This is a genomic window from Pseudomonas sp. FP597, assembly GCF_030687435.1.
Lineage (GTDB): Bacteria > Pseudomonadota > Gammaproteobacteria > Pseudomonadales > Pseudomonadaceae > Aquipseudomonas > Aquipseudomonas lactucae.
The window spans coordinates 1,333,838-1,356,403 of sequence record NZ_CP117432.1; the positions used below are offsets into that span (position 1 = coordinate 1,333,838).

Sequence of the window (22,566 nt, forward strand, 5' to 3'; positions counted from 1 at the left end):
TGCGCGCGCAGAGGTGCTACACATTTACAGGGCGGCGCCGCCAGGGTTTGTGCGTCGTCAGTGATAGGTGGCGCTTCCACCCACCGACGCGCTCGGCTAAGGTGCGCAGCTTGTTATTTTTCCTTTGGCAAAAAAGGCCTGGTATGACCGCTCAACCCCCTTCTCAAGCGCAAGATCCCCTCCACGGCGTGACCCTGCAGCACGTCCTCACCACGCTGGTGGAACACTACGAATGGGAAGGCCTCGCCGAGCGCATTGATATCCGCTGTTTCAAGAGCGACCCGAGCATCAAGTCGAGCCTGACATTCCTGCGCAAGACGCCGTGGGCGCGCGAGAAAGTCGAAGGGTTGTACGTCAAGCTGATGCGCACCAAACGTCCGTTGGACTGAGGCAATGAAGCGGTTTATTGCGGCGGCGGCACTCGCCGGTTGGAGTGGCCTGGCGATCCAGCAGTACCTGATCTTTTACTCGCGCTGGTTCAGCGGCGCGAGCCTGTTGGGCGGGCTGATCAATTTTTTCAGTTTCTTCACCGTGCTCACCAATACCCTGGCGGTCGTGGTGTTGAGCTATGCCCTGGTCAATCGACACTCGTCGGCGAAGCGGTTTTTCCTTGCACCGAAGGTCAGCAGCGCGATCGCGGTGAGCATCGTGGTGGTGGGCGTGGCTTACAACCTGTTGCTGCGGCATTTGTGGCAACCCGAGGGCTTCCAGTTCATCGCCGACGAACTGCTGCACGACGTGATGCCGGTGCTGTTCTTCATCTACTGGTGGCGCTGCGTGCCCAAGGGGACGTTGCGCGTGAAGCACATTGGTCTGTGGGTGATTTACCCACTGGTGTATTTTGCCTACGCCCTGTTGCGAGGGGATTTGCTCGGGCAGTACCAGTACCCGTTCATTGATGTCGGCACCCTGGGTTATCCACAGGTGTTTGTGAATGCCGGGGGGATATTGGTGGGGTTTGTGCTGGTTGCGTTGGTCATTGTAGGGCTGGATAAATCTCTAAAGTGCGCAGGGTAAAAAGCTGTGGGAGCTGGCTTGTGTGCGATAGCCATGGGGACCATTTTGGCGCGGTCCTGAACCTGTGGCGAGGGAGCTTGCTCCCGTGACGGTCTGACAGCTGTGAGATATCTACCTGATGCGCCCGCGATCAAATGTGGGAGGGGCGGTGCGACGATTCGACTTGCTCCCGATGGCTGCGTATTAGGCGACTATTTTTTTGGATCTTACCGAGTACATATCCATTTCTGCGGTAACGGCCACTTAGGGTTCCGCCCTTACGGCGTGTCACTTTGCAAAAGCGGCAAAGTAACCAAACGCTCTTGCCCCAACACTCGGCACCTCGCTTAGGCTCGGTGTGCCCGTAATCCGACATTGATTCGGGGGGCCGCCGCCACGCGCCATCCATGGCGCGGGGCGGCTAAACCGGCATCCCTGCCGGTTTACCCCCCATATCAATATCGAATTGCGGCCAGCGTGTTTGACGGGGCGCCTTAGATCAAGATCAAAAGCCACAGCAACAGCAACAGCAACAGCACAAGAGCAGGCAGTTGTGTCCTATGGCAATCGCAGTGGTGCGACGATTCGACAAGCCTGCCCACTTCGATCGCGTTGAGCCTACTCGTCGTCGCTACCGTCGACACGCCAGTAACCCACGGCTTTGAGAAACGCTTCGTCGACCTTATGGGTATCCAGCAGCACGCGGCGTACCTGACGCGACAGTTTGGTCTCGGTGGCGACGAAGCTGTACAGCTTGCCCCCCGGCAACGTCAGGTTGCGCACGGTGTCGAGCAGGTCATCCCGGCCACGTACCACCCAGATGATGTCGACATCGGCGGCACTTTCCAGCGCTTGCTGCTCTGCTGCATCGGCGATTTCAATCACCGCCACAACCTTGCGTCCCGCCGGCAGTTCTTCCAGGCGTCGACCGATGGCCGGCAGCGCGGTTTCATCGCCAATCAGCAGGTAGCTGTCGAAGATGTCCGGCACGATCATCGAGCCGCGCGGGCCGCCGATGTACAGGTGCTGGCCGACTGTGACCTGCTCTGCCCAGGTGGAGGCAGGGCCATCGCCGTGCAGCACAAAGTCGATGTCCAGCTCCAAGACCGCCAGGTCGAATCGGCGCGGGGTGTAGTCGCGCATCGCCAATTGCGCGCCATCGGTCTTGATATCGAACGTCGGGCTTTCCAGCGCGGCCTTTTGCGCGGCGGTCTGTGGGAACAGCAGCTTGATGTGGTCGTCACTGCCCAGGCTGACGAACCCGGCCAGTTGCGGCCCGCCCAGGGTGATGCGGCGCATGCGCGGCGTGATGTCGACCACCCGCAGCACGTCCAGGCGACGGCGCTTGATATCGTGGGTGACGCGGTGGATTCCCAATGTACTTGATGTGTTCATTCGGTTTGCTCCGGTAAGGATTGCGCGAGGGGGCCGTCGACAATGGCCTTGGCGGTGTCGTTGAGCAGCGTGCTGACTCGCAGGATTTCTTCCGCGCTCCAGCGCCCGTGATGCAACTGCAACGCATGGCGCAGGTTGTGCACCGCCTCATGGATCTGTGCCGGGCGATCATGCCCGCGCAGTGAGCGCTTGCTCACCTCGATGCGCATGCGCACGCCCTCCAGCGCCACGGCCTGGTCCTCAAGGGAGAGACGTCCGGCGTCGGTCACGCTGTAGCGTTTTTTGCCGGCGTCGGCATCGCCGCTGATCATTTCGCTTTCTTCAAGAAACGTCAGGGTCGGATAGATCACTCCGGGGCTGGGGCTGTAGGCGCCGTCGAACATGCTTTCGATGCGGCGGATCAGGTCGTAGCCATGGCACGGTTGTTCGGCGATCAAGGCCAATAGTAGTAATTTCAGGTCGCCGGGGGCGAATACGCGCGGGCCACGGCCGCCGCGTTCGCGGCCGGGTGGGCGTCTGTCGAAGCTGTCGTGATCGGCGTGATCACGGTGATGGTGGTCTCTCATCTGCGTTCTCCATGTGCGTTTCAAGATATAACTTAAGATATATCTTTAGGCTTCGCAGCTGTTTTTTTCTTCGGGGCGATGAACGGCTTGTGTAGGAAAATTCTGGCAGTCGCTGATTGAATTTCTGAAAAAGCCGTCATTTTTTACGTTCACATAAGGCGAAGTGACTACGGGCTTCCAGGAACCGCCTTGCTTATTTGCGCGACAAAACAGTTGATCATTCGGCGGCTTCGAAGTCTCTGGCGGCAGCGTCCTGCTCAGATCCAGGGGCTGGCTTGATTCAACACGCGAGGTGTAGGGATGAGATGTTGGACGATGGCGTTGGGAGTTACGTTTTTACTGGTGGCGGCAGCCGAGTCTCACGCCTTGAACAGGGATATCACCGCAGTCTTCAGGCCTGATTCGGCCAAGCCCAGCGATAACAAGTTCATCAATACCACGCCGACCAGTGGCTACTGCGCATCGTACCCGGCCCAATGCGGGCAGGCGGGGATGTTCAGTATTCGCTTGCCCATACGTTTCGCTTCGAACGGGCCAATTCAGCCCAATCACGAAGATCCGCAGCAAGGCGCAACGTTCAAAGTGCCCGCAGAGTGGCGTGAGATCAGTGTCACCAACGCCGACTCGGGGGAAAGTGAGATTGTGGAAGTTCGCGTGCGCGCCATCGGGTCGCAATATGCGCTGCCTGATAGCGCCGTAAACCTGGTCGGCGGAGGCGTGAGCGCCGGTGTTGCACATGGGATGCTGTGGGGGTCCACTTGGGTGAACTCACCCGCCCCCTGTCGATATAGCGGTGTAGGGGCGTACAACAGTTCGCAGTACGCGTTTCTCTGGCAAACCCCAGTAGAAGCCAGTTGCTCAAAACGTGCCCGTTATCTGATCCCTCAGTTGGCCTACAACTATTTGGACTTTGCCTACGAACTGCGCACGCCCAATCCGTTGAAGATGTCGGTCGGGCATTACACCGGTTCGCTGACGTATCGCATCGGCCCAGGACAGGATTTCGACATGGGCACTGTCATGGTCGCCAACGAGGCGCAGCTAACCTTGGATTTCAATCTCGAGGTCCAGCACACCCTGAAGATCGAAGTGCCTCCTGGCGGTAATCGTGTCCAGTTGGAGCCCCAGGGCGGCTGGCAAGCCTGGTTGACCCAGGGGCGCAAACCGACCCGCTTATTTCGCGACCAGACCTTTCATATCTATACGTCTTCACGCTTCAAAATGTTGCTTGAATGCCAATATGGTGTCGGCGCCAACACCTGCGCATTGTGGGAGCCGAACGTGGGCCATGCGGTACCGGTCAACATCAGCGTAAGCCTGCCCCATGGCCTGACCGATGCCGAAGGTCAACGCGTCAACAGACGTTTGCTGCGACGCGATGGCAGCGGCACCGAGTTGTTCCAACCGGGGTTCTATGTGGAGCGCAAGCCTGCCACCCTGCACTTTGAGATCGCCCGCGATTATGTCGAGGAAATGCTTAGCGGCAGTTCACGCACCTACGCCGGAAACGTCACCGTGATCTGGGATTCGGAAGTGTGAACTTGCTGGCTTAGAACCGCGCGGGTCAGCCGTCTGCCCAACTCGTTTTCATCGTAAAAACTGTCGCCGAGAATGCGCAGGTAGATGGCATCGCTCATGGGTTCGCCGGTCAGCACCACGCTGTGCGGCACGTCCATTTTATCGGCCAGCGTGGTCAACTGCTGGCGCAGTTGCTCGGCGACCACCGCGTCCTGCTGGTCCGCCGGTTTGCGCAGGTAATGTGCCCAGTCGTCCTGGGCCGAGCGCAAGTCGTCGACCCCTGCGGTGCTGTCGCGATGCAGGCATTGATTGTCCCGGAACGCTTGTGGGTAGGTGTCCATCAGGTAGTTGTTCCAAAAATCCTGTTCGAGCATCTGGTTTACCAGCCCATCGCCCTGTTCCAGCTCCAGTACGGTATTAGCGGCGGTAGTCAGTTGCTCGGTGCTGACCCCGGAGGTGGTTCGGTAGGCCATGTGGCTTGAGAGCCAGGGCAAGTCAAGGCGTTCTTTGAGCCCCGTCTGATAAGCGACGTAAACCTCCACTTCATCGACCGTGCCGCGCTGTCCCTCGACCACCTCGGTATTGAGGCGCAGGCCCAGTCCGCCGGCGTCCAACGGCGCGAGCCGGTGCTTTACGTCGGCCTGGGCGATACGGTTGACCTGGTGCAGCCGTGCTTTCTGTCTGGCCAGCCGGGCCAGCGCCGGGCCCAAGGTGCTGGGCGATGCGTCGCGATACGCTTCGAACACCAACACTTCAATGCCCATCGCGTTGAAAATTTCGGCCCCGGCGTCGGCGCAATTGAACGGCTCCCTGGCCATCATGAACAGACGTTCACGCAACCCATCGTCGCTGTGCATGGCTTGCAGCATGCGCCAGACATTCAGGCTCAACTGCGTGCGGTTGAGCTGGTAACGACCGGCGTCTTCAGGCGTCTGGAAGGTGATGTCCTCGACTTGAAGACTCCTGATCACTTCAAAAAAGCCCTGGGAACCCTGTTCGGCTTCCAGGTCATCCCAAAGGCGTTGCAAGTGTTCTCGGCGGGCGCCTCGACGATTTTCCAGCCAGAATGCGCTGTCGATTTCGCCCCGCGCCGGATAGGTGCGCCAGGGGTCCAGCCCGGCGGCCCTCCGGAGATCGACCATCAGGTTTTCGCTGTCGAAATCAAGCCGCTGTCGATTCAGGCGCGTGCGTACCACCAGTTCCGCCTCCCACGAGCCGGGCTCGACCGGGGGCAACTGGCGGACAGCGGTATTGCGCAGGTCGAGGACAAAGGTCGCGGGGCGCGGGAGTTCGAACAGCCCCGACGGCCAACGGCTGATACCGGTGTTATTGAGCATCAGCATTTGCAAGAGCGGCATGCGGCTGATATCCGGCGCGTGCGACAGATGTGCGTTGTGTGAAAGCTCCAGAATCTTCAAATGCTGAAGCTGCTTGAGCTGCGCCAGGCTCTGTTCGGTCCACTGGATGGGATTGCCGCCCAGTTTCAAACCGTTCAGACGCGGCATCTGGCTTACTGCGCCGGGCAGCTCGGTGAGCTGGTTACCCGTCAGGTCCAGGGTGCGCAACTGGGGAAAGTTGTGCAAAAAAACCGCATCGCTGTCGAGCATTCCCGCGCCCGTCATGGTGAGGCTGGTGACATGTCCGAAATCCGCCTGCAGCCGGGGAAAATCCCTGAGTGCGCCCCGTAAGGCGTAGCCACTGAAATCCAGGGCACGGCCGAACAACGGGTCGCCATATTCGCTGCGATAGTCGTGGGGGCGTTGTTCCCAGCAGTGGCGCAGGATGGCGCCGATGTTCACCCGGTCCAGGCGTTCCTGGTCGGCCAGCGCGCGATTTGCCGACGCCGTGGGCGTGAGCAGCCAGTTGTGCAGGTCCTGCATCAACCGGTGTTTTTCAGTTTCGAATGCGTCCAGTGTGCGTAGCCCCTCCGGCGTATCCAACAACACGGCGACACTGCGCGCCTCATCGGGCGTCATCGTGGGGTAGAGGCGGGTAATCCGCGCCTGCACCGAGCGTTCCAGGCCGAACAATTGCCGCAGCGCCTTGAAATCGGGCCACTTCAACAACCGCAGAGTGTCGCGCTGAATCACCGGCGCGATGGGCGGCTGCGCCAGCGCGCTCCTGCGTTCGGCCGGTGGCAGCAATTTTGTCTGCAGCCATTGCTTGAGAGCCGGGCCCTGGCCGGGCTTATAGCCCAGGGCCTTGAGGTGCGCCTCGGGCAACAGGCGCAGCGTGGCTTCGTACAGGTCGTAGGTGAGCGTACGTGCTTCGGGCAATGCATAGCGGCCATTCGCACTGCGCAGCAGCACCTTGGCGGTGCGCGCATCCTCGGGGCCGACGCTGCAGCGCAAGAGGCCGTCCGGGGTGTGCTCATGCACGCTGATCCGCAGGTCGGCGAAGGTGTCGGTGTAAAGCCGCAAGGCATTGAGCAACAGCCGTTCGGTATCGACGCCGAGCGGTACGTCCGGGTAGAGACCTTCATAGGCGTGGGCGGCCTGTACTTCCAGTTGCAGCGCCTCGGCCAGGCGCCTGAGGCGCAGCGGCAAGCGTTGTTGCTCGGCCATCATGCGGCGCTCTTCAGGGGGGGCGTGGCTGAGCAGGCGTTGCACCAACGCGTCGGGCAGTTGCGGGCATGTTTGCTGCACCAGGCGGGCGCTCGTGTCATCAGACGCCTGCGCGAGACGATAACGGTGTTCGAAAATCGCGGCTTGTTGTGTGTCGAGATAGTCACCCAGACGATTGCGTAACGCCTGCACCCTTGCCGGGGCGGCGGGTAAGGGGGCGCCGAGCAATCCCTCAAGTTCCATTTCACTTAGATAACCCACGATCTGTTCCGGCAGTCGCCCGGCCTGCACGGCCTGCCGGCTGATTCTCAAGGTCTGCGCGGCCCCCGCCTCGTAGTCGCCGTATTTCATTGAGGCACCGCTCAGGTCCGCCGCATCGAACACCTCAATGGCCCGCTCGACCGGCCATCCCGGCAGTTCCGTGAGCGATTGCGCAGTCCAGTCATCCGTTTCGCCGGTTGGCGCGCCCTTGCGCACCAGGTCGCTGAAACCATCGACTGCGCGGCGCAGTTCAAAACGTTCCAGGGTGTCGGCGAGCAGGGGCGGCAGCGCGGTACATTCGACATAGATGCGCTGCAGCTCTTGGGTGGCGGTACCGCTGATATCGCGCATGCGCGCCAGCTCGGCGGGCGTGAGGTCGGCGGTGGTGGGCGTGAGGCGCTGCATCAGGCGGGTACTGTCCCAGGTCATGGGCTCCTCGCCTTCATGCACCAGCGTACCGGCGCCGTTGCTGAAGACCTCGGGTTGATAGGCGTCGGGCCGCTTGGGATGGAGGATGCGATACCGGCCGGTACCGGGGTTTCGGGCGACCGCGTAGTGATGGCTGTCCAGGCGCATGACCTTCTGCTCCTGCCGGTGATGAAACCCTTCGGCGTCAGGCTTGGCGCCGGCGACCGGCGCCAGCTCGGGTTGTCGGTAGGGCGCAAGGTCGGGGTGCCACAGACGTTGGCGTCCATCGGCCAATTGCACCGGTTTCAACCCCTCGACAAAGGCCGAGGCTTTCACCCTGGCCAGCGCCCCCAACGACGCACCGGCGCCGAAGATCCCCAGTTGCACCACGCTCTGCGCGATACCCACGGCATGTTCGATGGCGTCTACACGGCGTCCCTGCGTCCAGTCCAGCAGGCCTTCGAAGACCTCATCGGCAAGTTGCCAGGCACTGTAGGCGAGCATCAACTGGCCCAGCACCGGCATGAATGGTGTGGCGACCAGCAAGGCCGCGTTCAGTACGTCGGACAGGATGTGCTCCAGGTTGTCCCACCAGGCCCAGCGCGCCATGCGGTCGGCATAGGCCGTGGACACGGCGATCTCGCGCGCGTCATCGAGGATCTTGTCCAGTTGACGCTGGTAGAGGTGCTCCCACAGATCGGTCTGCACCCGGCGCGTGCCGATGTGCAGGTAGGGCTTGTCCACCGGCGTGTCGCGCCAGTTGGGCAGAGGGTCTTGTGAGCGCCCGGCGTGCCAGGTGACATGACCCAGGCGCTCATGGAGCCGGGCCAGGAACACGCCGCGCTGGGCCTGGGGCACGAAACGACAGAAAAAGCGTTGGTAGGCGGGCTGGCGCAGTTGGCGGGTCAGCTCTTTTACAAAGGTCGTGCCGTCAGGATAGTACTTGAGCGGATGCTCCGGATCGTCGGGCACATAGACCAAGACGGGCAGCGGCTGACGGCCTTGAGTCAGGTCCGGGGCGATGACCACGATGCCGGTCAGCGGGGTGTCCATCAATGTCAGATCGTGACAGCACAGCGGCGCGCCGTTGAGCATCAGCCCCTGGCGGCTTTCGACCAGGCGCAGCATCAGGTCGTGGGTGTTCAGGTCGATCTGTTGCAGCATCAGCGCGCTCTGCACGGCAGTCTTGAACGCAGCCTTGCCATGGCGGATGACCCTGGCGTGTAGCACCGCCTTGGCCAGCGGCTGCTTGAACCCCAACTGTTCTTCGAGATGCTGTTGGTAACGCCTGCCGATATCGAGTTCACGCACCAGGTTCTTGAATTGACCGATCGTGATCCGATGCTTGATGTGTTTGATATCGAACAGGCCCTGGGGGTCAGGGCGGGTAATAAACGTCGAGTCGGCGGTAAAGGTTTCGGGGGCGGCAAAGTTGTGCAGCGCGGCGTGCAGCAGCGACACGGTTCGGCTGCGCACGCCACCGGTGACGTCATGCACCCACCACGGCAGGTTGGCCGGTGCGTACAACCTCAGATGGGTCTCGCGCACGTCTTCATCCAGACCGTATTGCTCAAGCAGTGCCTGTTTTAACAGGGGCTCGGCGAAGGCCTCGACGTCTTGCAGGTGTTGGAGGTGCTTATCGACTGCGTTCTGCGCGGTCCATTGCTCGGCCACAGCGATTTTCAAGCGCTGCCGAGCGTCGGGTGACGCCGATGCGAAGGCGCTCGGGGCGGTTTTGGCTGCGCTCCCCAGCGCCGCCACGCGTGCCGCTGATGCTTGGGTGAGCCACGTCGGCAATGCCTGTTTGATCAACGTGAAATGGGCGGAACGGGTGATGGGTACGGTCGCGGGGATGGCAGGTTCAGCTGTCATGGTCGAGTTGCCTTGTGCAAATAATGAACAGGCAGTTTAGGCGGGCGCGGGCCGTGCTTTAAGCTTGAAATACTGCTTGATAAACATAAGGTTATGTATGAATTAAGCGGTTAATCGAACACGGGATATAGCGACGTAGCACCCCTTTGCACGGGCGGTAGCTATTTAGTTTTGAACGCACTGAGTATGGCTGCCCGGTTGCAGATACGGCGTGAGAATCGGCGCCATGCCCTTGAGCACCTGCACCGGCAGCGCCGAGGTAAAGGTGAAGTGTTCGGCCGAAACACCGGGGACAAATGCGGTCAGCGTGCCGAAGTGCTGCTCGCCGATGTAGAACACGAAGGTCGCGGTGCGGTTGATCGACTTGGAGCTGAGGATGCGGCCGCCGGCGCCCATGGCTTCGATGCGGTTATCGCCGGTGCCGGTCTTGCCGCCCATCGACAGCGGTGTGCCGTCGGCCAGTTTGAAGCTGCCGGCCACGCGTTTCGCCGTACCGGCATCCACCACTTGCGACAGTGCGCCGCGCAAGGCCGTGGCCACTGCGCTGGGCATCACCCGCTTGCCGCGATTGGGGTCGTTGACCACCCGTGTTTCATAGGGCGTGCCGCTGGCGAAATGCAGGCTGTCGATACGCAGCGCCGGTACGCGCACGCCGTCGTTGAGGATGATCCCCATCAGTTCGGCGAGGGCGGCGGGGCGGTCGCCGGAGCTGCCGATGGCGGTGGCCAGTGACGGTACCAGGTGGTCGAACGGGTAGCCCACGGCTTTCCAGCGTTGGTGAATGTCGAGGAAGGCTTCGATCTCAAGCATGGTGCGGATACGGCTGTCGCGGGCGCTTTGATGGCGGCTCTTGAACAGCCAGCTGTAGACTTCCTGGCGCTCGAATTCGCTGGCCTTGACCACCTCGCTGAACGTCGCCTGGGGGTGGTTGAGCAGGTAACCCAGCAGCCACAGGTCCAGCGGGTGCACCTTGGCGATATAGCCTTGGTCGGGCAGGTCGTAGGCGCCGGGGCCGTAGTTCTGGTAAAGCGTGGCCAGGCGTTCGTCGCTGAGTTTGTCGGGGGTCTTGATGCCCAAGAGGTGCGAGCGCACGAAGCTGTTGAAGCTTTGCTGGCTGGCCTGGGGCAGCAAATAACGGTGCACGGCGGCCAGGCGAATGGCGGTGGGGTGCAGGCTGTCCATGAACGTGTCGAGGCGCGCCTGGGTATCCTTGTTGCGGTATTTTTTCCAGAACTTGAGCAGGAACGCAGTGCCTTCGTGGTCGGCGAACCGGGCCAGGTATTCCTGGCGGCGTGGGTCGTTGTCGTCCTTGAGCAGGCGCGCGCTGTTGTCTGCGCCGGAGTAGGTGGTGTAGCGCACCAGGTCACGCATCAGGCGAATGAAGGGCAGGTTGATCGACTCGCGCAGGGCATCGCGCAGGGTCGGGTTGCGGCCGTTGTCTTCATTGCGAAAGTTATGGAAGCGGTGCAGGCCGCCCCCGGTGAAAAACGCTTCGCCAGGGCTCGCCGAGTAGGTGCGGTCGAGGGCCGCGTCGAGCATCTTCGCCAGGTCGCGGTCGCTGTTGCGCATCAAATAGTCCACAGCCCAGCGCGATAACGGATCCTGCTCCGGTACCTCGACGGTCTTCAGTGCGGCCGGTGATCGCGCCGCATAGCGCTCGTGCAGCTCGGCGATGATTTGCAGGTAGGTGGTCAGCACCCGCAGCTTGGCGGTGGAGCCCAGTTCGAGCTTGCTGCCTTCGTTGATATCGAAGGGTTGGTCGGTGTTGTCGGTTTGCACGCGCACCCGCGCGCCATCCGGCGTCAGCTCGAACAGCGTAAAGCTGTAGCGCACCTGGGGCGTGCTTTGTGGCGTGAGCAGACGCGGTCCGAGCAGGCCCGTCTGGGCGGCGAACGCGGGGTCCGCCAGACGCTTGAGGTACGCGGTGGCCTGGGTTTGCAGGTCGTATTGCAGGGTGCTGGTGGCCGACAGGTCAAGACGATCAAGGTCATACAGCGGGCGATCAAGCAGGCTGGCCAGGCGGCTGCGGGCGACGCTGATGGCCCGGTTGCCTTCGATCGGTTGCAGCGTGGGCTGGCGCTGCCAGTCGCGGTAGGTGACGTGGTTGGCGAGGGCGGCGGCGGATAAGGCTGGCGTGATGACGTTACTCTGCGCGAGCAGGCGGATATGGCTGTCGGTCAATTGCGTCAGCTCGTCGCGGCCTTTGTTCAGATAATGCGAGGGGCGCCGCTGGGCGATCATCAACGACAGCACCTGGCGCAGGGCCAGGCCGCGTTTGGCCAGGCTCGCCGGGTCCTGCGCGTGGTCACTCAACGCCTGGTTGACCGCGTTGAAGTCAGCGCCGAACCACACACGCAAGCCCTCAGCCATGCCGTGCACTTCGCCGTGCCCCGGTACCGCCGACAGCGGCACGCTGTTGAGGTAGTCGCGCACGATACGCTGCCGACTGTCCAGGGTCTGCGGGCCCGGTTGGTAGGCCCTGACGCTGGCGGAAATCATTTGGCGGATTTTCTCGCCGCCCGACAGGGTCAGGCCATCGGGCGAATGACGATACTTCTCCAACTGCGTGGCCAGGGTACTGCCGCCGGCGGTCTGGCCCGGCAGATGCAGCAGCTTTGCCACCTGCGACCAGGCCGCCTTGGCGAAGCGCGGCCAGTCCACCGCCGGGTTGGCCAGCGGTTGCTTCGGGTCCAGCAGGTCGCGGTCTTCGATGAACAACAGGCTTTGCACCACCAGCGGCGGGATCGCGGCGAAGTCTGCATAGAGTTGCTGCGGGTAGGTGAAGGTGTACAGGGGGGCGCCGCGGCAGTCGGTGAGGGTCAGGCCGGCCTGGACCTTTTCCGCGTAGGGTACGAACAGTCCGCGCTCGGCGTAGTGCATCAGTGCCGGGGAGAACCGCGCCTGCGCCTCGATGCGGTAGTTGCGCTTGAGCAGGCGCGGCAAAAAATCATTGAGGCCGCTGTAACCCAGGCGCCGGTCGAACGGGCCATCGCCGGGGTAAACAATGGCGTCGCTGGGGCCAGGTTCGACGCGGTAGCTCAGTGATGTCGCAAGCGCGCTCAGGTGTTCGGCCTGCAGGCGCGAGGTGCGCATTTCCCGGCTGGCGGCCCAGCCCAGGCCCAGCAGTGCGATCAACAGTACCAGCCACACCAGCCGCCACCACAACCTTCGCGTGCGGGGGCTTTGTGGCAATGGCGGATGATCCGGACTGTCGGTGGGGACCACAGCCTGGGTCGAATCGGTTTGCCATAAAGCGCCCATAGTCGATTGATCCATTTACGCAGATTGATCGGACCTGGTTGAAGCTTAGTCGCTGCCGGCGCGGCGTGAGGAATTTGTAGTGCGGGGCGTCAGAGCCTTGCCAACGGCCTCGGTGGCGCCTGTGTTTCACGCTTAGGCAGGTGAATATTTCTCGCGGGTAGCGTATTTTCCCGGACTTAACGCTGAATTTAATCGTTTATAGAGTGAAAGCCCCCTCGTTCGGGTTTTTATACTGCGCATCCACTGACCCGACTGGCCTCGCGGCTCGTCGCTCAGTGGGTCATCCAATAACAAGACGAGGTTGTACCTTATGCCGACAGGCAATCACCTGCCCCATGGCGAGACCGCTCAAGGCGGCCCGCTGAAACGTGAACTGGGCGAACGGCATATTCGCCTCATGGCCCTTGGCGCCTGCATCGGCGTCGGCCTGTTCCTCGGCTCGGCCAAGGCCATCGAGATGGCCGGCCCCGCGATCATGCTCTCCTACATCATTGGCGGCCTGGCGATCCTGGTGATCATGCGCGCCCTGGGCGAAATGGCGGTGCACAACCCCGTCGCCGGTTCGTTCAGCCGCTACGCCCAGGATTACCTCGGCCCGCTGGCGGGCTTCCTCACCGGCTGGAACTATTGGTTCCTGTGGCTGGTGACCTGCGTCGCCGAAATCACCGCCGTGGCGGTGTACATGGGCGTGTGGTTCCCCGATGTTCCGCGCTGGATCTGGGCCCTGGCGGCGCTGCTGAGCATGGGCACGATCAACCTGATCGCGGTCAAGGCGTTTGGCGAGTTCGAGTTCTGGTTCGCGCTGATCAAGATCGTCACCATCATCGCCATGGTCATCGGCGGCGTCGGCATCATTGCCTTCGGCTTCGGCAATGACGGCGTGGCCTTGGGGATCTCCAACCTGTGGGCCCATGGCGGCTTCCTGCCCAATGGCATCCAGGGCGTGTTGATGTCGCTGCAAATGGTGATGTTCGCCTACCTCGGCGTGGAGATGATCGGCCTCACCGCCGGTGAAGCGAAGAACCCGCAGAAGACCATCCCCAACGCCATCGGCTCGGTGTTCTGGCGCATCCTGCTGTTCTACGTCGGCGCTTTGTTCGTGATCCTGTCGATCTACCCGTGGAACGAAATCGGTACCCAGGGCAGCCCGTTCGTGATGACGTTCGAGCGGCTGGGCATCAAGACCGCCGCCGGTATCATCAACTTCGTGGTGATCACGGCGGCGTTGTCTTCGTGCAACGGCGGCATCTTCAGCACTGGGCGCATGCTCTACAGCCTGGCGCAGAACGGCCAGGCGCCGGCGACCTTCGCCACCACCTCCAGCAACGGCGTACCGCGCCGCGCGCTGTTGCTGTCGATTGCGGCCTTGCTGTTGGGCGTGTTGCTCAATTACCTGGTGCCGGAAAAAGTGTTTGTGTGGGTCACCTCCATCGCCACCTTTGGCGCGATCTGGACCTGGGTCATGATCCTGCTGGCGCAGCTCAAGTTTCGCCAGGGTCTGAGCCCGGCCGAACGCGCCGGGCTCAAGTACCGCATGTGGCTGTACCCGGTCAGTTCATACCTGGCCCTGGCCTTCCTGGTGCTGGTGGTGGGGCTGATGGCGTACTTCCCGGACACACGTGTCGCGCTGTATGTCGGCCCGGTATTCCTGGTGCTGTTGACCGTGCTGTTTTATGTATTCAAGTTGCAGCCGAGCGATGGGGCGGTGCGGTCAGCCGCCTGATGGCCTGACGTATGCACAGCAAAAAGCCCCGTGATGGGGCTTTTTGCTTGTTCAGGCCTGGACGAGTTTGGGTTGCTGATGCAGACGCTTATTGAACGCCAGCCAGGCCCCCAGCAGGGCCATCAACCCGACCCCCACCAGCGCCGTGAATACCTGCACGGCGAAGGTATCGCCCGCCAGTGCGTTGACCATGTCCGCCAGCGGTGCCAGCAACACCCCCAGGCAAAACACCTCCAGGGAAAAGCGCCCCATACGGCAGGTTTGCCGGGCCAGCCAGTGTTGCGTCCATGCACGGCCGGGCAACAATTTGGCGGTGACGTAGGCCAGGGCCAGGAAATGCACAAGCCGCACCGGCGACAGGTCGGTCTTGCTGATCGGGTACAACAGCTCGCTGAGTGCGGACGGCATCCACGCGTCGTGGACCTCGGGCCAGCGCCAGGACAGGGTGATCACCGCCGCCGCCAGCACATAGAGCGCTGCGGCCATAAACAACGGCTGCCGGAACAGCCCGCGCGTCTCGGCGGGGCGCGGCCGGCTGGCATGAATCGCCGCCGCGCCGCCCAGCACAAACAGTAGTTGCCAGGTGACCGGGTTGAAGTACCACACGCCATCGGCAATCGCCCGCAGGTTCCAGCCCATCCACGGCGCCATCAGGTACACCGCGAGCGACACCGCCACCACCGCCCAGGTCTGGCGCAGCAGGAACGGCAACACCAACGACAATCCGCCCAACAGCACGATATACAGCGGCAGCGGGTCCATCAGGTTGGGCTTGAAGCGCAGCAGCAACTCATCGGTCAGGGCTTGCTGAGGGTGGGTGATGAAATGCGTCATGCCCATTTCCTCCACCAGGTCGCGCGTTTCCACATGGCTGTTGGCGAAAAACACGATGCCCATCATCACCGCCAGCAAAAAGATGTGCACCACATACAACACCCAGGTACGCCGCAGGATCTTCAAGCCGGCCATCCAATAGCCTTCGCGCTGCAAGACCTTGCCGTAGGCCAGCACCGAGGCATAGCCGGCCAGGAACACAAACACTTCCGCTGCATCGCTGAAGCCCAGATTGCGCAAGGTGATTTGACCGAGGGGGTTATGGGGGACGTGGTCCCAGAAAATGAAAATCAACGCCAGGCCCCGAAAAAAATCGATGCGCGGGTCGCGTCCGTTCAGCATGGCAGCGGGCTCTTGAACAAATAGTTGAGTGAGGGCGGGCGCAGGGTCGTAGTGTCCTACGCCGCACGTCTGGCGGGCGCAGGTTGGCGGGATTTGTAAGTAATTGCAAAAGCTGGGTATTACTGAATGTCTCAGTTGGCCGGGTGGGGTACCTGTAATTCTGACAGTAGACGGGTGCCGGTCGTCGTGGCTTGCTGAGCACAGCCGCAACAGGACGACGGTATGAGCAGACTGTGGAAGGGCTTCTCCAGCTACACGGTGGTTGGCGTCGCCAATACGGTGATCCATTGGCAGCTGTTTTTTGTGTTCAGGGCCGCGTTCGAGCTGAGCCAGGCCGTCAGCAATTTATTGGTTTTCTGTATAGCGGCGTCCTTTTCCTTTTACGTCAATGCGCTGTACACCTTTAGCGTGCCGATCTCAGTCCCGCGTTACGCGCTGTTTATGCTCTGCATGGTCAGCCTGGTCTGCGGTTTTTTGCTGTCGCGCTGGGTGGTGTTTCGCGAGCCTCGGCAATGAGTTTCCAGCGCTCGGACAATTGCGCGGCAATGGCGGCGAAGACCAATAACGGCATGTAAATTTCGTTGTGTTCAACGATGCCGTCGTTGGTCTGGTTCAGCGCGCAATGGGTATTCTCAGAAAGCATCCATCAGCAATACCCGGCATGGTTTGGCCTGATATGCATTAATTTTTGGTACCAACCGAGTGAAGTGCTCGGTCTGGCAGTGCGCATCCAGCGCCTCCTGATTGGGCCATTGTTCGATAAAAATGAAGTGGCCTGGGTCTTTTTGATCAACGAACAGGTCGTAGGCGATGCACAGTGGTTCCTGGCGGGTTTTTTCCACCAGCTCGGTGTACCACGGGAGCACGGTGTTTAAGTGTTCGTGCTTGATGAAATCTTCGGCGATGACTTTCAACATGGCAGGCCTCCTTCAGGCAGCAGCAATTTCATGGGGCTCAAAACTATCCGCCCGCGCCATCTGCCACATCCGTGAATAGAACAAGCCGTTCACTTCCCCAGTGAGCAGCTCCCCAGGCTTGAGAAACACATGCAACTGCGAAAATAATTTGATCTCCGTCGCCGACATCCGCCGCACCAGATGCTTGGCCGCCAACTGCGACGGATGATCCAACCCTGCCGCCGCCAGCATCTCCGCCAGCGCTTTAAGCGTATTGCGGTGAAAGTTGAACACTCGCTGGGCTTTGTCCGGCACCACCAGCGCACGCTGGCGCAATGGGTCCTGGGTGGCGACGCCGGTCGGGCATTTGTTGGTGTGGCAGCTTTGCGACTGAATGCAACCGATGGCAAACATGAAGCCGCGCGCCGAGTTGGCCCAGTCGGCGCCAATGGCCAGGACGCTGGCGATGTCGAACGCGCTGACGATCTTGCCGCTGGCGCCGAGCTTGATCTTGTCACGCAGGTTCAGGCCCACCAGGGTGTTGTGCACAAACAGCAAACCGTCACGCAGCGGCACGCCGATATGGTCGGTGAACTCCACCGGTGCGGCGCCGGTGCCGCCTTCCTTGCCATCGACCACGATAAAGTCGGGGAGGATGCCGGTTTCGAGCATGGCCTTGGCGATGCCCATGAATTCCCACGGGTGGCCCAGGCAGAACTTGAAACCCACCGGTTTGCCGCCGGACAGTTCACGCAGTTGGGCGATGAAGTGCATCAATTCGATCGGCGTGGAAAACGCGCTGTGGCGCGACGGTGAGACGCAGTCCTCGCCCATCATGATCCCGCGGGTGTCGGCAATTTCTTTAGTCACTTTGTGCTTGGGCAAAATCCCGCCATGGCCGGGTTTGGCGCCCTGGCTCATCTTGATTTCGATCATGCGCACCTGCGGGTTCTGCGCCTGTACGGCGAAGCGCTCCGGGTCGAAGCGGCCGTCGCTGGTGCGGCAACCAAAATAACCGCTGCCCAGTTCCCAGGTCAGGTCGCCGCCGTGCTCGCGGTGGTACGGGCTGATGCTGCCTTCGCCGGTGTCGTGGGCAAAGTTGCCGAGCTTGGCGCCCTGGTTCAGCGCGCGGATCGCGTTGGCGCTCAGCGAGCCGAAGCTCATCGCCGAGATATTGAACACCGACGCCGAATACGGCTGGGTACATTGCGGGCCGCCGACCATCACGCGGAACGCACTCGGGTCGCTCAAGGGCGCGGGGCGCATGGAATGACCGATAAATTCGAAGCCCGACTGGTACACGTCGATCAAGGTGCCGAAGGGTTTGTCGGCGGTTTCATTCTTGGCGCGTGAATAGACCAGTGAACGTTGGGCCCGAGAGAAGGGCAGGGCGTCGCTGTCGGATTCGAGCAGGTACTGGCGGATTTCCGGGCGGATGGCCTCCACCAGATAACGGATATTGCCCAGGATCGGGTAGTTGCGGCGCACCGCGTGGGGGCTTTGCAACAGGTCGAAAATCCCGATCAGGCTCAATACACCGGTGACGATGGTGATGGGCCACAGCCATTCGTGCTGGATAAAGGGGAGGCTGGCGAGGGTGAAGATGACGCACACGGCAAAGAAGGCGTAACGGCTAAGCAAGGACAGGCTCATACGGTTTCCTTGGGGTCGGACTCTCAGGTCGGTGCGGCATTCTGCGCCTGTACTCAAATCAGGAACAAGGACAGAAGGCTCTGGCGTGTAGTCCGAGTTCCTACGCCGCTGTCTGCCGAATCGGTAACACCACGCGAAATGTCGTGCCCTTGCCCAGTTCGCTGCTCACGAAAATATCGCCGCGGTGTTTCTTGACGATGCCGTAGGAGAGCGACAAGCCCAACCCCGTGCCTTCGCCCACCGGTTTGGTGGTGAAGAAGGGATCGAAGATTTTCTGTACGGTTTCCGGGGCAATTCCGCAGCCGTTGTCCGCCACTTCCAGCCAGATGTTCTCGCCTTCCACGCCATTGCTGATGGTAATGGTGCCGCGTTCGGGTCCCATGGCTTGCGCCGCATTGACCACGAGGTTCATCACCACCTGGTTGATCTGCGAGGCCAGGCATTCGATTTCCGGCAGGGGGGCGTATTGCTTGATGACGTCAGCTTTGTACTTGAGTTCGCTGGCGACGATGTTCAGTGTGGAGTCGATGCCCTGTAGCAGGTTCGCGAATTGCCAGCTCTGGTCACTGTCGACGCGCGAGAAGTTTTTCAGGTCCTTGACGATCTGCACCACCCGGCCAATGCCCTCCTTGGACTCCCTGATGAGGATCGGGATGTCTTCCTTGAGAAAGTCCAGTTCCAGGTCGTTGCGCAACGTCTTGAGTTGATCGCGTTGTTCACCCGGCGCCAGGCTTTCCTCGGCCTGGCGGTAAGCATCCAGCATCTGTTGCAACTGGCTGAAGTAGCCGTCGAGCGTACTGAGGTTGGATGAGATAAAGCCCACCGGGTTATTGATTTCATGGGCCACGCCCGCTGCGAGCTGGCCCAGTGAGGCGAGTTTTTCCGACTGCACCAGTTGGCTTTCCAGCAGCTTGCGCTCGTTGATTTCCACCTGCAGCGCCTGGGTGCGTTGCTCCACCAATTGTTCCAGATGACTGTTTTTCAGCGAGGCGCGGCGGGCCATGTCCCATTTATTGGCCAGGGTGTTGGCCATCTGCTGCACTTCGATGTTGTCGAACGGTTTTTTCAGGATCAGCAGACGGTCATGGCCGTTCAGGCGATGCAGCAGTTCATCCCAGGAGTAATCCGAATACGCGGTGCACACCACCACTTGCAGGCCGGGATCGACTTTCCACAATTCCTCGATGGTCTTGGCCCCGTCCCAGCCCTGGGGCATGCGCATGTCGACAAACGCCAGCGCATAGGGGCGTTTCTCCGTCATTGCCGTGGTGAGCAACTGCAGGCCTTCTTCGCCGCCATAGGCCGAGTGCAGTTCGAAGGCTTGCGCCTGAGGTGTGCTGGTATCGCCGAACAGCGCCGACTCCATGTCGTCCAGTGCCTGGTTGGCCTCCACGGCGGGCATCAGGATTTTGCGGAAGTCATCGTGGATCGACGGGGTATCGTCGATCAGCAAAATGCGCCGGTTAGGGGGCTGATTCATAGGGGGCTTCCGGCAGGGTTAAGAGGGATCGTCAAGGTAAACACTGCGCCCAGGCCAGGCCCGTCGCTGTGGGCGCTGAGCTGGCCATGCATTTCCACGGCGGCCAGGGCGCAGCTGTGCAAACCGAAGCCGTGGCCTTCTTTGCGGGTGGTGAAACCGTGGGTAAAGATGCGGGTCATGTTCTCGGCGGGAATGCCTTCGCCTTCGTCCTTCACGCTGATCTGCAAGGTGTTGTCCTCCAGTTGCTTGACCTCCAGGGTCATCTGCCGTGCGCGGTCGGTGAGGTTGGACATGGCGTATTTGGCGTTGCTGATCAGGTTGACCATGATCAACAGCAAGCGATGTTTGTCCGCCATGACTTCCGGTACCTGCCCGTATTCCTTGACCACCGTGACGTTGTGGCGGCTCAGCGCACCGGCGTTCATGCGCAGGGCGTCTTCCATCAGGGCGCTGATGTGCACCGGCTCCAGCAGTGTGGACGCGCCGGCATAGGATTGCTGGGTGGCGACGATATCCTTGATGTGATCGACGCTTTTGCTCAATTGCCCCAGCTCATCAGTCATGCCTTGCTGCTCGACGGCAATGGCGTCCACCAGTTGGTTGAGGTAGTCGGGCAGCAGCTTGCCCTTTGCATCGTCGGTTAGGAAGGTGCCCAGGTCAGCCTTGTGCTCGTTGATCAACTGCATGGCCTTGCCCAGGCCCAGCGCCTTGCTGCTGCGCAGCTTGCGGGTGACGATGTCGGCGGAAATATTCACGCTGTTAAGCACGTTGCCGACGTTGTGCAGCACGTTGGTGGCGATCTCGGCCATGCCGGCCTGGCGGGCGCTGTCGAGCAGTTCGCTCTGGGCATCCTTGAGCTGTTGGGTGCGCCGTTCCACACGTTGTTCCAGGGTTTCGTTGGCTGCCTGCAGGGCACGGTTGACGCGGTTGATCTCGGCGAAGCTGCGCAACAGACGCACCGCCAGGTACAGCAACAGCACCACCAGCAAGGTGGCGAAGATCAGCAGATAGCGGTGGTATCGATGGTCGACCAGGTCGGCGGCTTGCTGGTCCTGGTCGAGGTGGGTGGTCAGGTCGTCCAGGCTCTCCGCCACGGGCACAGCGGCTATCCGGTCGAGCAGGGTGTTGACCAACGGCTGTTCGCGCAGGATCAACGCAATGTGGTTGCTGAGGATCTCCACCGGGGCCTGGAATTCATCGGGCAAGCTGTCTTTGTTGATCTCCAGTTTGCCCAGGCCCACCAGGATATCGGCGGCGCGCTCGTCGCTGGTGACTTGGGCGAACTCCAGGCTGCTGAGCAACAAGTCGTAGGTGTCGGTGGCCACGCCTTGCAATCGCAGACGGCCTTCTTCATCAATGCGATTGAATTCCGCCTGGATGTCGTCCTCGGCGGTCGGTAAAAAGGCCAGCGAGTTGCGCAGCACCGCGTTGTGGGATTTGAACTGGTCCACCAACCGGGCTTTTTCCTGGATCGCGGCCTGGTAAGCCGCCTGGCCGGACTGCCAACGGGCCAGATCTTGCGGGTTGTGGTACGTGCTCCGATTGTTGAGGTCGTCCCATAGCCGGGTCATTTCCGCCAGCGGTGTCACCAGCGGGTCGTAGTTATGGGTAATCGCAATGCGCGCCTTGAGCACCTCGCTGTCCCACTGCGCGTTGAGCTGTTGCAGCTGGCGGATCAAGTCTCGCGACTGGGTGTAGCTGGCCGTCTGATCGCGGGACGATTTGAGGTATAGAAACACCAGCATCGAGGCCAGCAGCAGGGTGATCAGACCGAGCAATACCTGGCTGGTACTACGGCGGGTGAGGGTCATGACGGTGTACTCATAAAGGCTTGCCCGCCCATTCGCCGGTCAGGGTCTTGAGAAACTGGATAATAAAATCTTTGTCTTCCCGGGACGGGTTGCGTCCCAGTTGGTACTTGAACATCACGTCAACCGCTTCCTCCAGGGTCTTGGCCGAGGCGTCGTGGAAGTACGGTGCGGTGACGGCCACATTGCGCAGGCTGGGCACCTTGAACACATGACGGTCTTCTTCGTCCTTGGTCAACAGGTAGCGCCCCAGGTCCGCTTCGACCGGGTTGCCACGCGCCTTGAAGTAGTCGCCCATCACCCCGAACTTCTGGAACATATTGCCGCCGATGTTGATGCCTTGATGGCAGGCGATGCAGCCGTATTCCTTGAAGCGCTGGTAGCCGTATTTTTCCTGGGTCGTGAGAATCTCGGTGTTGCCCAGCAGGTATTGATCAAAGCGTGAATTGGGCGTGAGCAGCGTGCGCTCATAGGTGGCCAGGGCGTTTTGCACATTGGCGGCGGTGACACCGTCGGGGTAGGCCTGGCTGAAGGCGCGCTGGTAGAGGGGCAGGTCGGTGAGGTTTTGCACCACGGTCTTCCAGTCGCTGCCCATCTCCACCGGGCTGATGACCACTTGTTCGATCTGCGCCTCCAGCGTGTCGACCCGGCCATTCCAGAACTGTTTGAAATTCAGGCTGGCGTTGAACACCGAGGGGGTATTGATCGCGACCGGTTTGCCGTCGAAACCCAGGGAGAACGGCGTGTTGTCGGCACCGCCGCTTTCCAGTCGGTGGCAGCTGGCGCAGGACAGCGTGTTGTTCACCGACAGGCGCGGCTCGTTGAACAGTCGGCGGCCCAGTTCGACCTTGGCCGCGTCCAGCACCGGCACCGGCGGCAAAGGTTTGAGCGCTTCGTCCAACGGCGCGGCGATCACCGGCAGGCCGAGCCCCAGCAGCAGGGCCAGACCTGAACCGTAGGTTGAGAGGTGTCTCAAGCGAGCACTCCTT

15 protein-coding genes are annotated in these 22,566 nt (G+C 61.2%); 5 read left to right on the plus strand and 10 right to left on the minus strand.

Annotated elements, in window-relative coordinates:
- Positions 1 to 143 precede the first annotated feature (143 nt).
- Both PSH66_RS06120 and PSH66_RS06125 read left to right on the plus strand, forming a co-directional pair.
- A complete protein-coding gene (locus PSH66_RS06120; RefSeq protein ID WP_078823405.1) occupies positions 144 to 389 on the plus strand; it encodes a VF530 family DNA-binding protein in 246 nt (81 codons plus the stop codon).
- 4 nt (positions 390 to 393) lie between these two features.
- The gene (locus PSH66_RS06125) at positions 394 to 1,017 is read left to right on the plus strand and encodes a Pr6Pr family membrane protein (RefSeq protein WP_305428574.1); all 624 of its coding nucleotides are present in this window, start codon (positions 394 to 396) and stop codon (positions 1,015 to 1,017) included.
- A gap of 597 nt (positions 1,018 to 1,614) precedes the next feature.
- Here PSH66_RS06125 and PSH66_RS06130 read toward each other — a convergent pair.
- Together PSH66_RS06130 and PSH66_RS06135 are read right to left on the minus strand one after the other, a co-directional pair.
- Positions 1,615 to 2,391 (minus strand): siderophore-interacting protein, encoded by a 777-nt coding sequence (locus PSH66_RS06130; protein ID WP_305428575.1) that lies wholly within the window; start codon positions 2,389 to 2,391, stop codon positions 1,615 to 1,617.
- Positions 2,388 to 2,957, minus strand: a complete 570-nt coding sequence (locus tag PSH66_RS06135; RefSeq protein WP_003172039.1) for a PadR family transcriptional regulator — start codon at positions 2,955 to 2,957, stop codon at positions 2,388 to 2,390. Before PSH66_RS06135 ends, PSH66_RS06130 begins: the two co-directional genes overlap by 4 nt.
- Positions 2,958 to 3,272: 315 nt before the next feature.
- Between PSH66_RS06135 and PSH66_RS06140 the strand changes: the two genes are divergently transcribed.
- Positions 3,273 to 4,496 (plus strand): hypothetical protein, encoded by a 1,224-nt coding sequence (locus PSH66_RS06140; protein ID WP_305428576.1) that lies wholly within the window; start codon positions 3,273 to 3,275, stop codon positions 4,494 to 4,496.
- Here the strand turns inward: PSH66_RS06140 and PSH66_RS06145 are convergent.
- Both PSH66_RS06145 and PSH66_RS06150 read right to left on the minus strand, forming a co-directional pair.
- Entirely contained in the window at positions 4,454 to 9,580 is a 5,127-nt protein-coding gene (locus tag PSH66_RS06145; RefSeq protein WP_305428577.1) for a dermonecrotic toxin domain-containing protein, read from the minus strand. The genes PSH66_RS06140 and PSH66_RS06145 overlap by 43 nt on opposite strands.
- Positions 9,581 to 9,745: 165 nt before the next feature.
- Positions 9,746 to 12,841, minus strand: coding sequence for a transglycosylase domain-containing protein (locus PSH66_RS06150; protein WP_305428578.1), 3,096 nt, complete (start codon positions 12,839 to 12,841; stop codon positions 9,746 to 9,748).
- 310 nt (positions 12,842 to 13,151) lie between these two features.
- On the opposite strand from PSH66_RS06150, the gene PSH66_RS06155 reads away from it, so the two are divergent.
- Positions 13,152 to 14,564, plus strand: coding sequence for an amino acid permease (locus tag PSH66_RS06155; protein WP_205489670.1), 1,413 nt, complete (start codon positions 13,152 to 13,154; stop codon positions 14,562 to 14,564).
- Positions 14,565 to 14,615: 51 nt separating this feature from the next.
- On the opposite strand, the gene PSH66_RS06160 is transcribed toward PSH66_RS06155, so the two are convergent.
- Positions 14,616 to 15,740, minus strand: a complete 1,125-nt coding sequence (locus PSH66_RS06160) for an OpgC family protein (RefSeq protein ID WP_305428579.1) — start codon at positions 15,738 to 15,740, stop codon at positions 14,616 to 14,618.
- A 222-nt stretch (positions 15,741 to 15,962) separates the two neighbouring features.
- Between PSH66_RS06160 and PSH66_RS06165 the strand changes: the two genes are divergently transcribed.
- Complete coding sequence (locus tag PSH66_RS06165) at positions 15,963 to 16,256, plus strand: GtrA family protein (RefSeq protein ID WP_305428580.1); 294 nt, start codon at positions 15,963 to 15,965, stop codon at positions 16,254 to 16,256.
- Between the two features lie 116 nt (positions 16,257 to 16,372).
- On the opposite strand, the gene PSH66_RS06170 is transcribed toward PSH66_RS06165, so the two are convergent.
- The 5 genes from PSH66_RS06170 to PSH66_RS06190 all read right to left on the minus strand — a co-directional run bounded on the left by PSH66_RS06170 (position 16,373) and on the right by PSH66_RS06190 (position 22,553).
- Entirely contained in the window at positions 16,373 to 16,657 is a 285-nt protein-coding gene (locus PSH66_RS06170) for a putative quinol monooxygenase (protein ID WP_305428581.1), read from the minus strand.
- Between the two features lie 12 nt (positions 16,658 to 16,669).
- Complete coding sequence (locus tag PSH66_RS06175; protein ID WP_003172048.1) at positions 16,670 to 18,289, minus strand: FMN-binding glutamate synthase family protein; 1,620 nt, start codon at positions 18,287 to 18,289, stop codon at positions 16,670 to 16,672.
- Positions 18,290 to 18,389: 100 nt separating this feature from the next.
- Complete coding sequence (locus PSH66_RS06180) at positions 18,390 to 19,769, minus strand: ATP-binding protein (protein ID WP_305428582.1); 1,380 nt, start codon at positions 19,767 to 19,769, stop codon at positions 18,390 to 18,392.
- On the minus strand, positions 19,766 to 21,580 hold the full coding sequence (locus PSH66_RS06185) for a DAHL domain-containing protein (protein WP_305428583.1): 1,815 nt from the start codon (positions 21,578 to 21,580) through the stop codon (positions 19,766 to 19,768). The genes PSH66_RS06180 and PSH66_RS06185 overlap by 4 nt, the downstream gene beginning before the upstream one ends.
- A gap of 10 nt (positions 21,581 to 21,590) precedes the next feature.
- Positions 21,591 to 22,553, minus strand: coding sequence for a cytochrome-c peroxidase (locus PSH66_RS06190; protein ID WP_370694825.1), 963 nt, complete (start codon positions 22,551 to 22,553; stop codon positions 21,591 to 21,593).
- Between the last annotated feature and the right edge of the window lie 13 nt (positions 22,554 to 22,566).

Coding starts and splice junctions, on each gene's coding strand:
- PSH66_RS06120 (WP_078823405.1), top strand. CDS start 144: ATGACCGCTCAACCCCCTTCTCAAGCGCAAGATCCCCTCCACGGCGTG.
- PSH66_RS06125 (WP_305428574.1), top strand. CDS start 394: ATGAAGCGGTTTATTGCGGCGGCGGCACTCGCCGGTTGGAGTGGCCTG.
- PSH66_RS06130 (WP_305428575.1), bottom strand. CDS start 2,391: ATGAACACATCAAGTACATTGGGAATCCACCGCGTCACCCACGATATC.
- PSH66_RS06135 (WP_003172039.1), bottom strand. CDS start 2,957: ATGAGAGACCACCATCACCGTGATCACGCCGATCACGACAGCTTCGAC.
- PSH66_RS06140 (WP_305428576.1), top strand. CDS start 3,273: ATGGCGTTGGGAGTTACGTTTTTACTGGTGGCGGCAGCCGAGTCTCAC.
- PSH66_RS06145 (WP_305428577.1), bottom strand. CDS start 9,580: ATGACAGCTGAACCTGCCATCCCCGCGACCGTACCCATCACCCGTTCC.
- PSH66_RS06150 (WP_305428578.1), bottom strand. CDS start 12,841: ATGGGCGCTTTATGGCAAACCGATTCGACCCAGGCTGTGGTCCCCACC.
- PSH66_RS06155 (WP_205489670.1), top strand. CDS start 13,152: ATGCCGACAGGCAATCACCTGCCCCATGGCGAGACCGCTCAAGGCGGC.
- PSH66_RS06160 (WP_305428579.1), bottom strand. CDS start 15,740: ATGCTGAACGGACGCGACCCGCGCATCGATTTTTTTCGGGGCCTGGCG.
- PSH66_RS06165 (WP_305428580.1), top strand. CDS start 15,963: ATGAGCAGACTGTGGAAGGGCTTCTCCAGCTACACGGTGGTTGGCGTC.
- PSH66_RS06170 (WP_305428581.1), bottom strand. CDS start 16,657: ATGTTGAAAGTCATCGCCGAAGATTTCATCAAGCACGAACACTTAAAC.
- PSH66_RS06175 (WP_003172048.1), bottom strand. CDS start 18,289: ATGAGCCTGTCCTTGCTTAGCCGTTACGCCTTCTTTGCCGTGTGCGTC.
- PSH66_RS06180 (WP_305428582.1), bottom strand. CDS start 19,769: ATGAATCAGCCCCCTAACCGGCGCATTTTGCTGATCGACGATACCCCG.
- PSH66_RS06185 (WP_305428583.1), bottom strand. CDS start 21,580: ATGACCCTCACCCGCCGTAGTACCAGCCAGGTATTGCTCGGTCTGATC.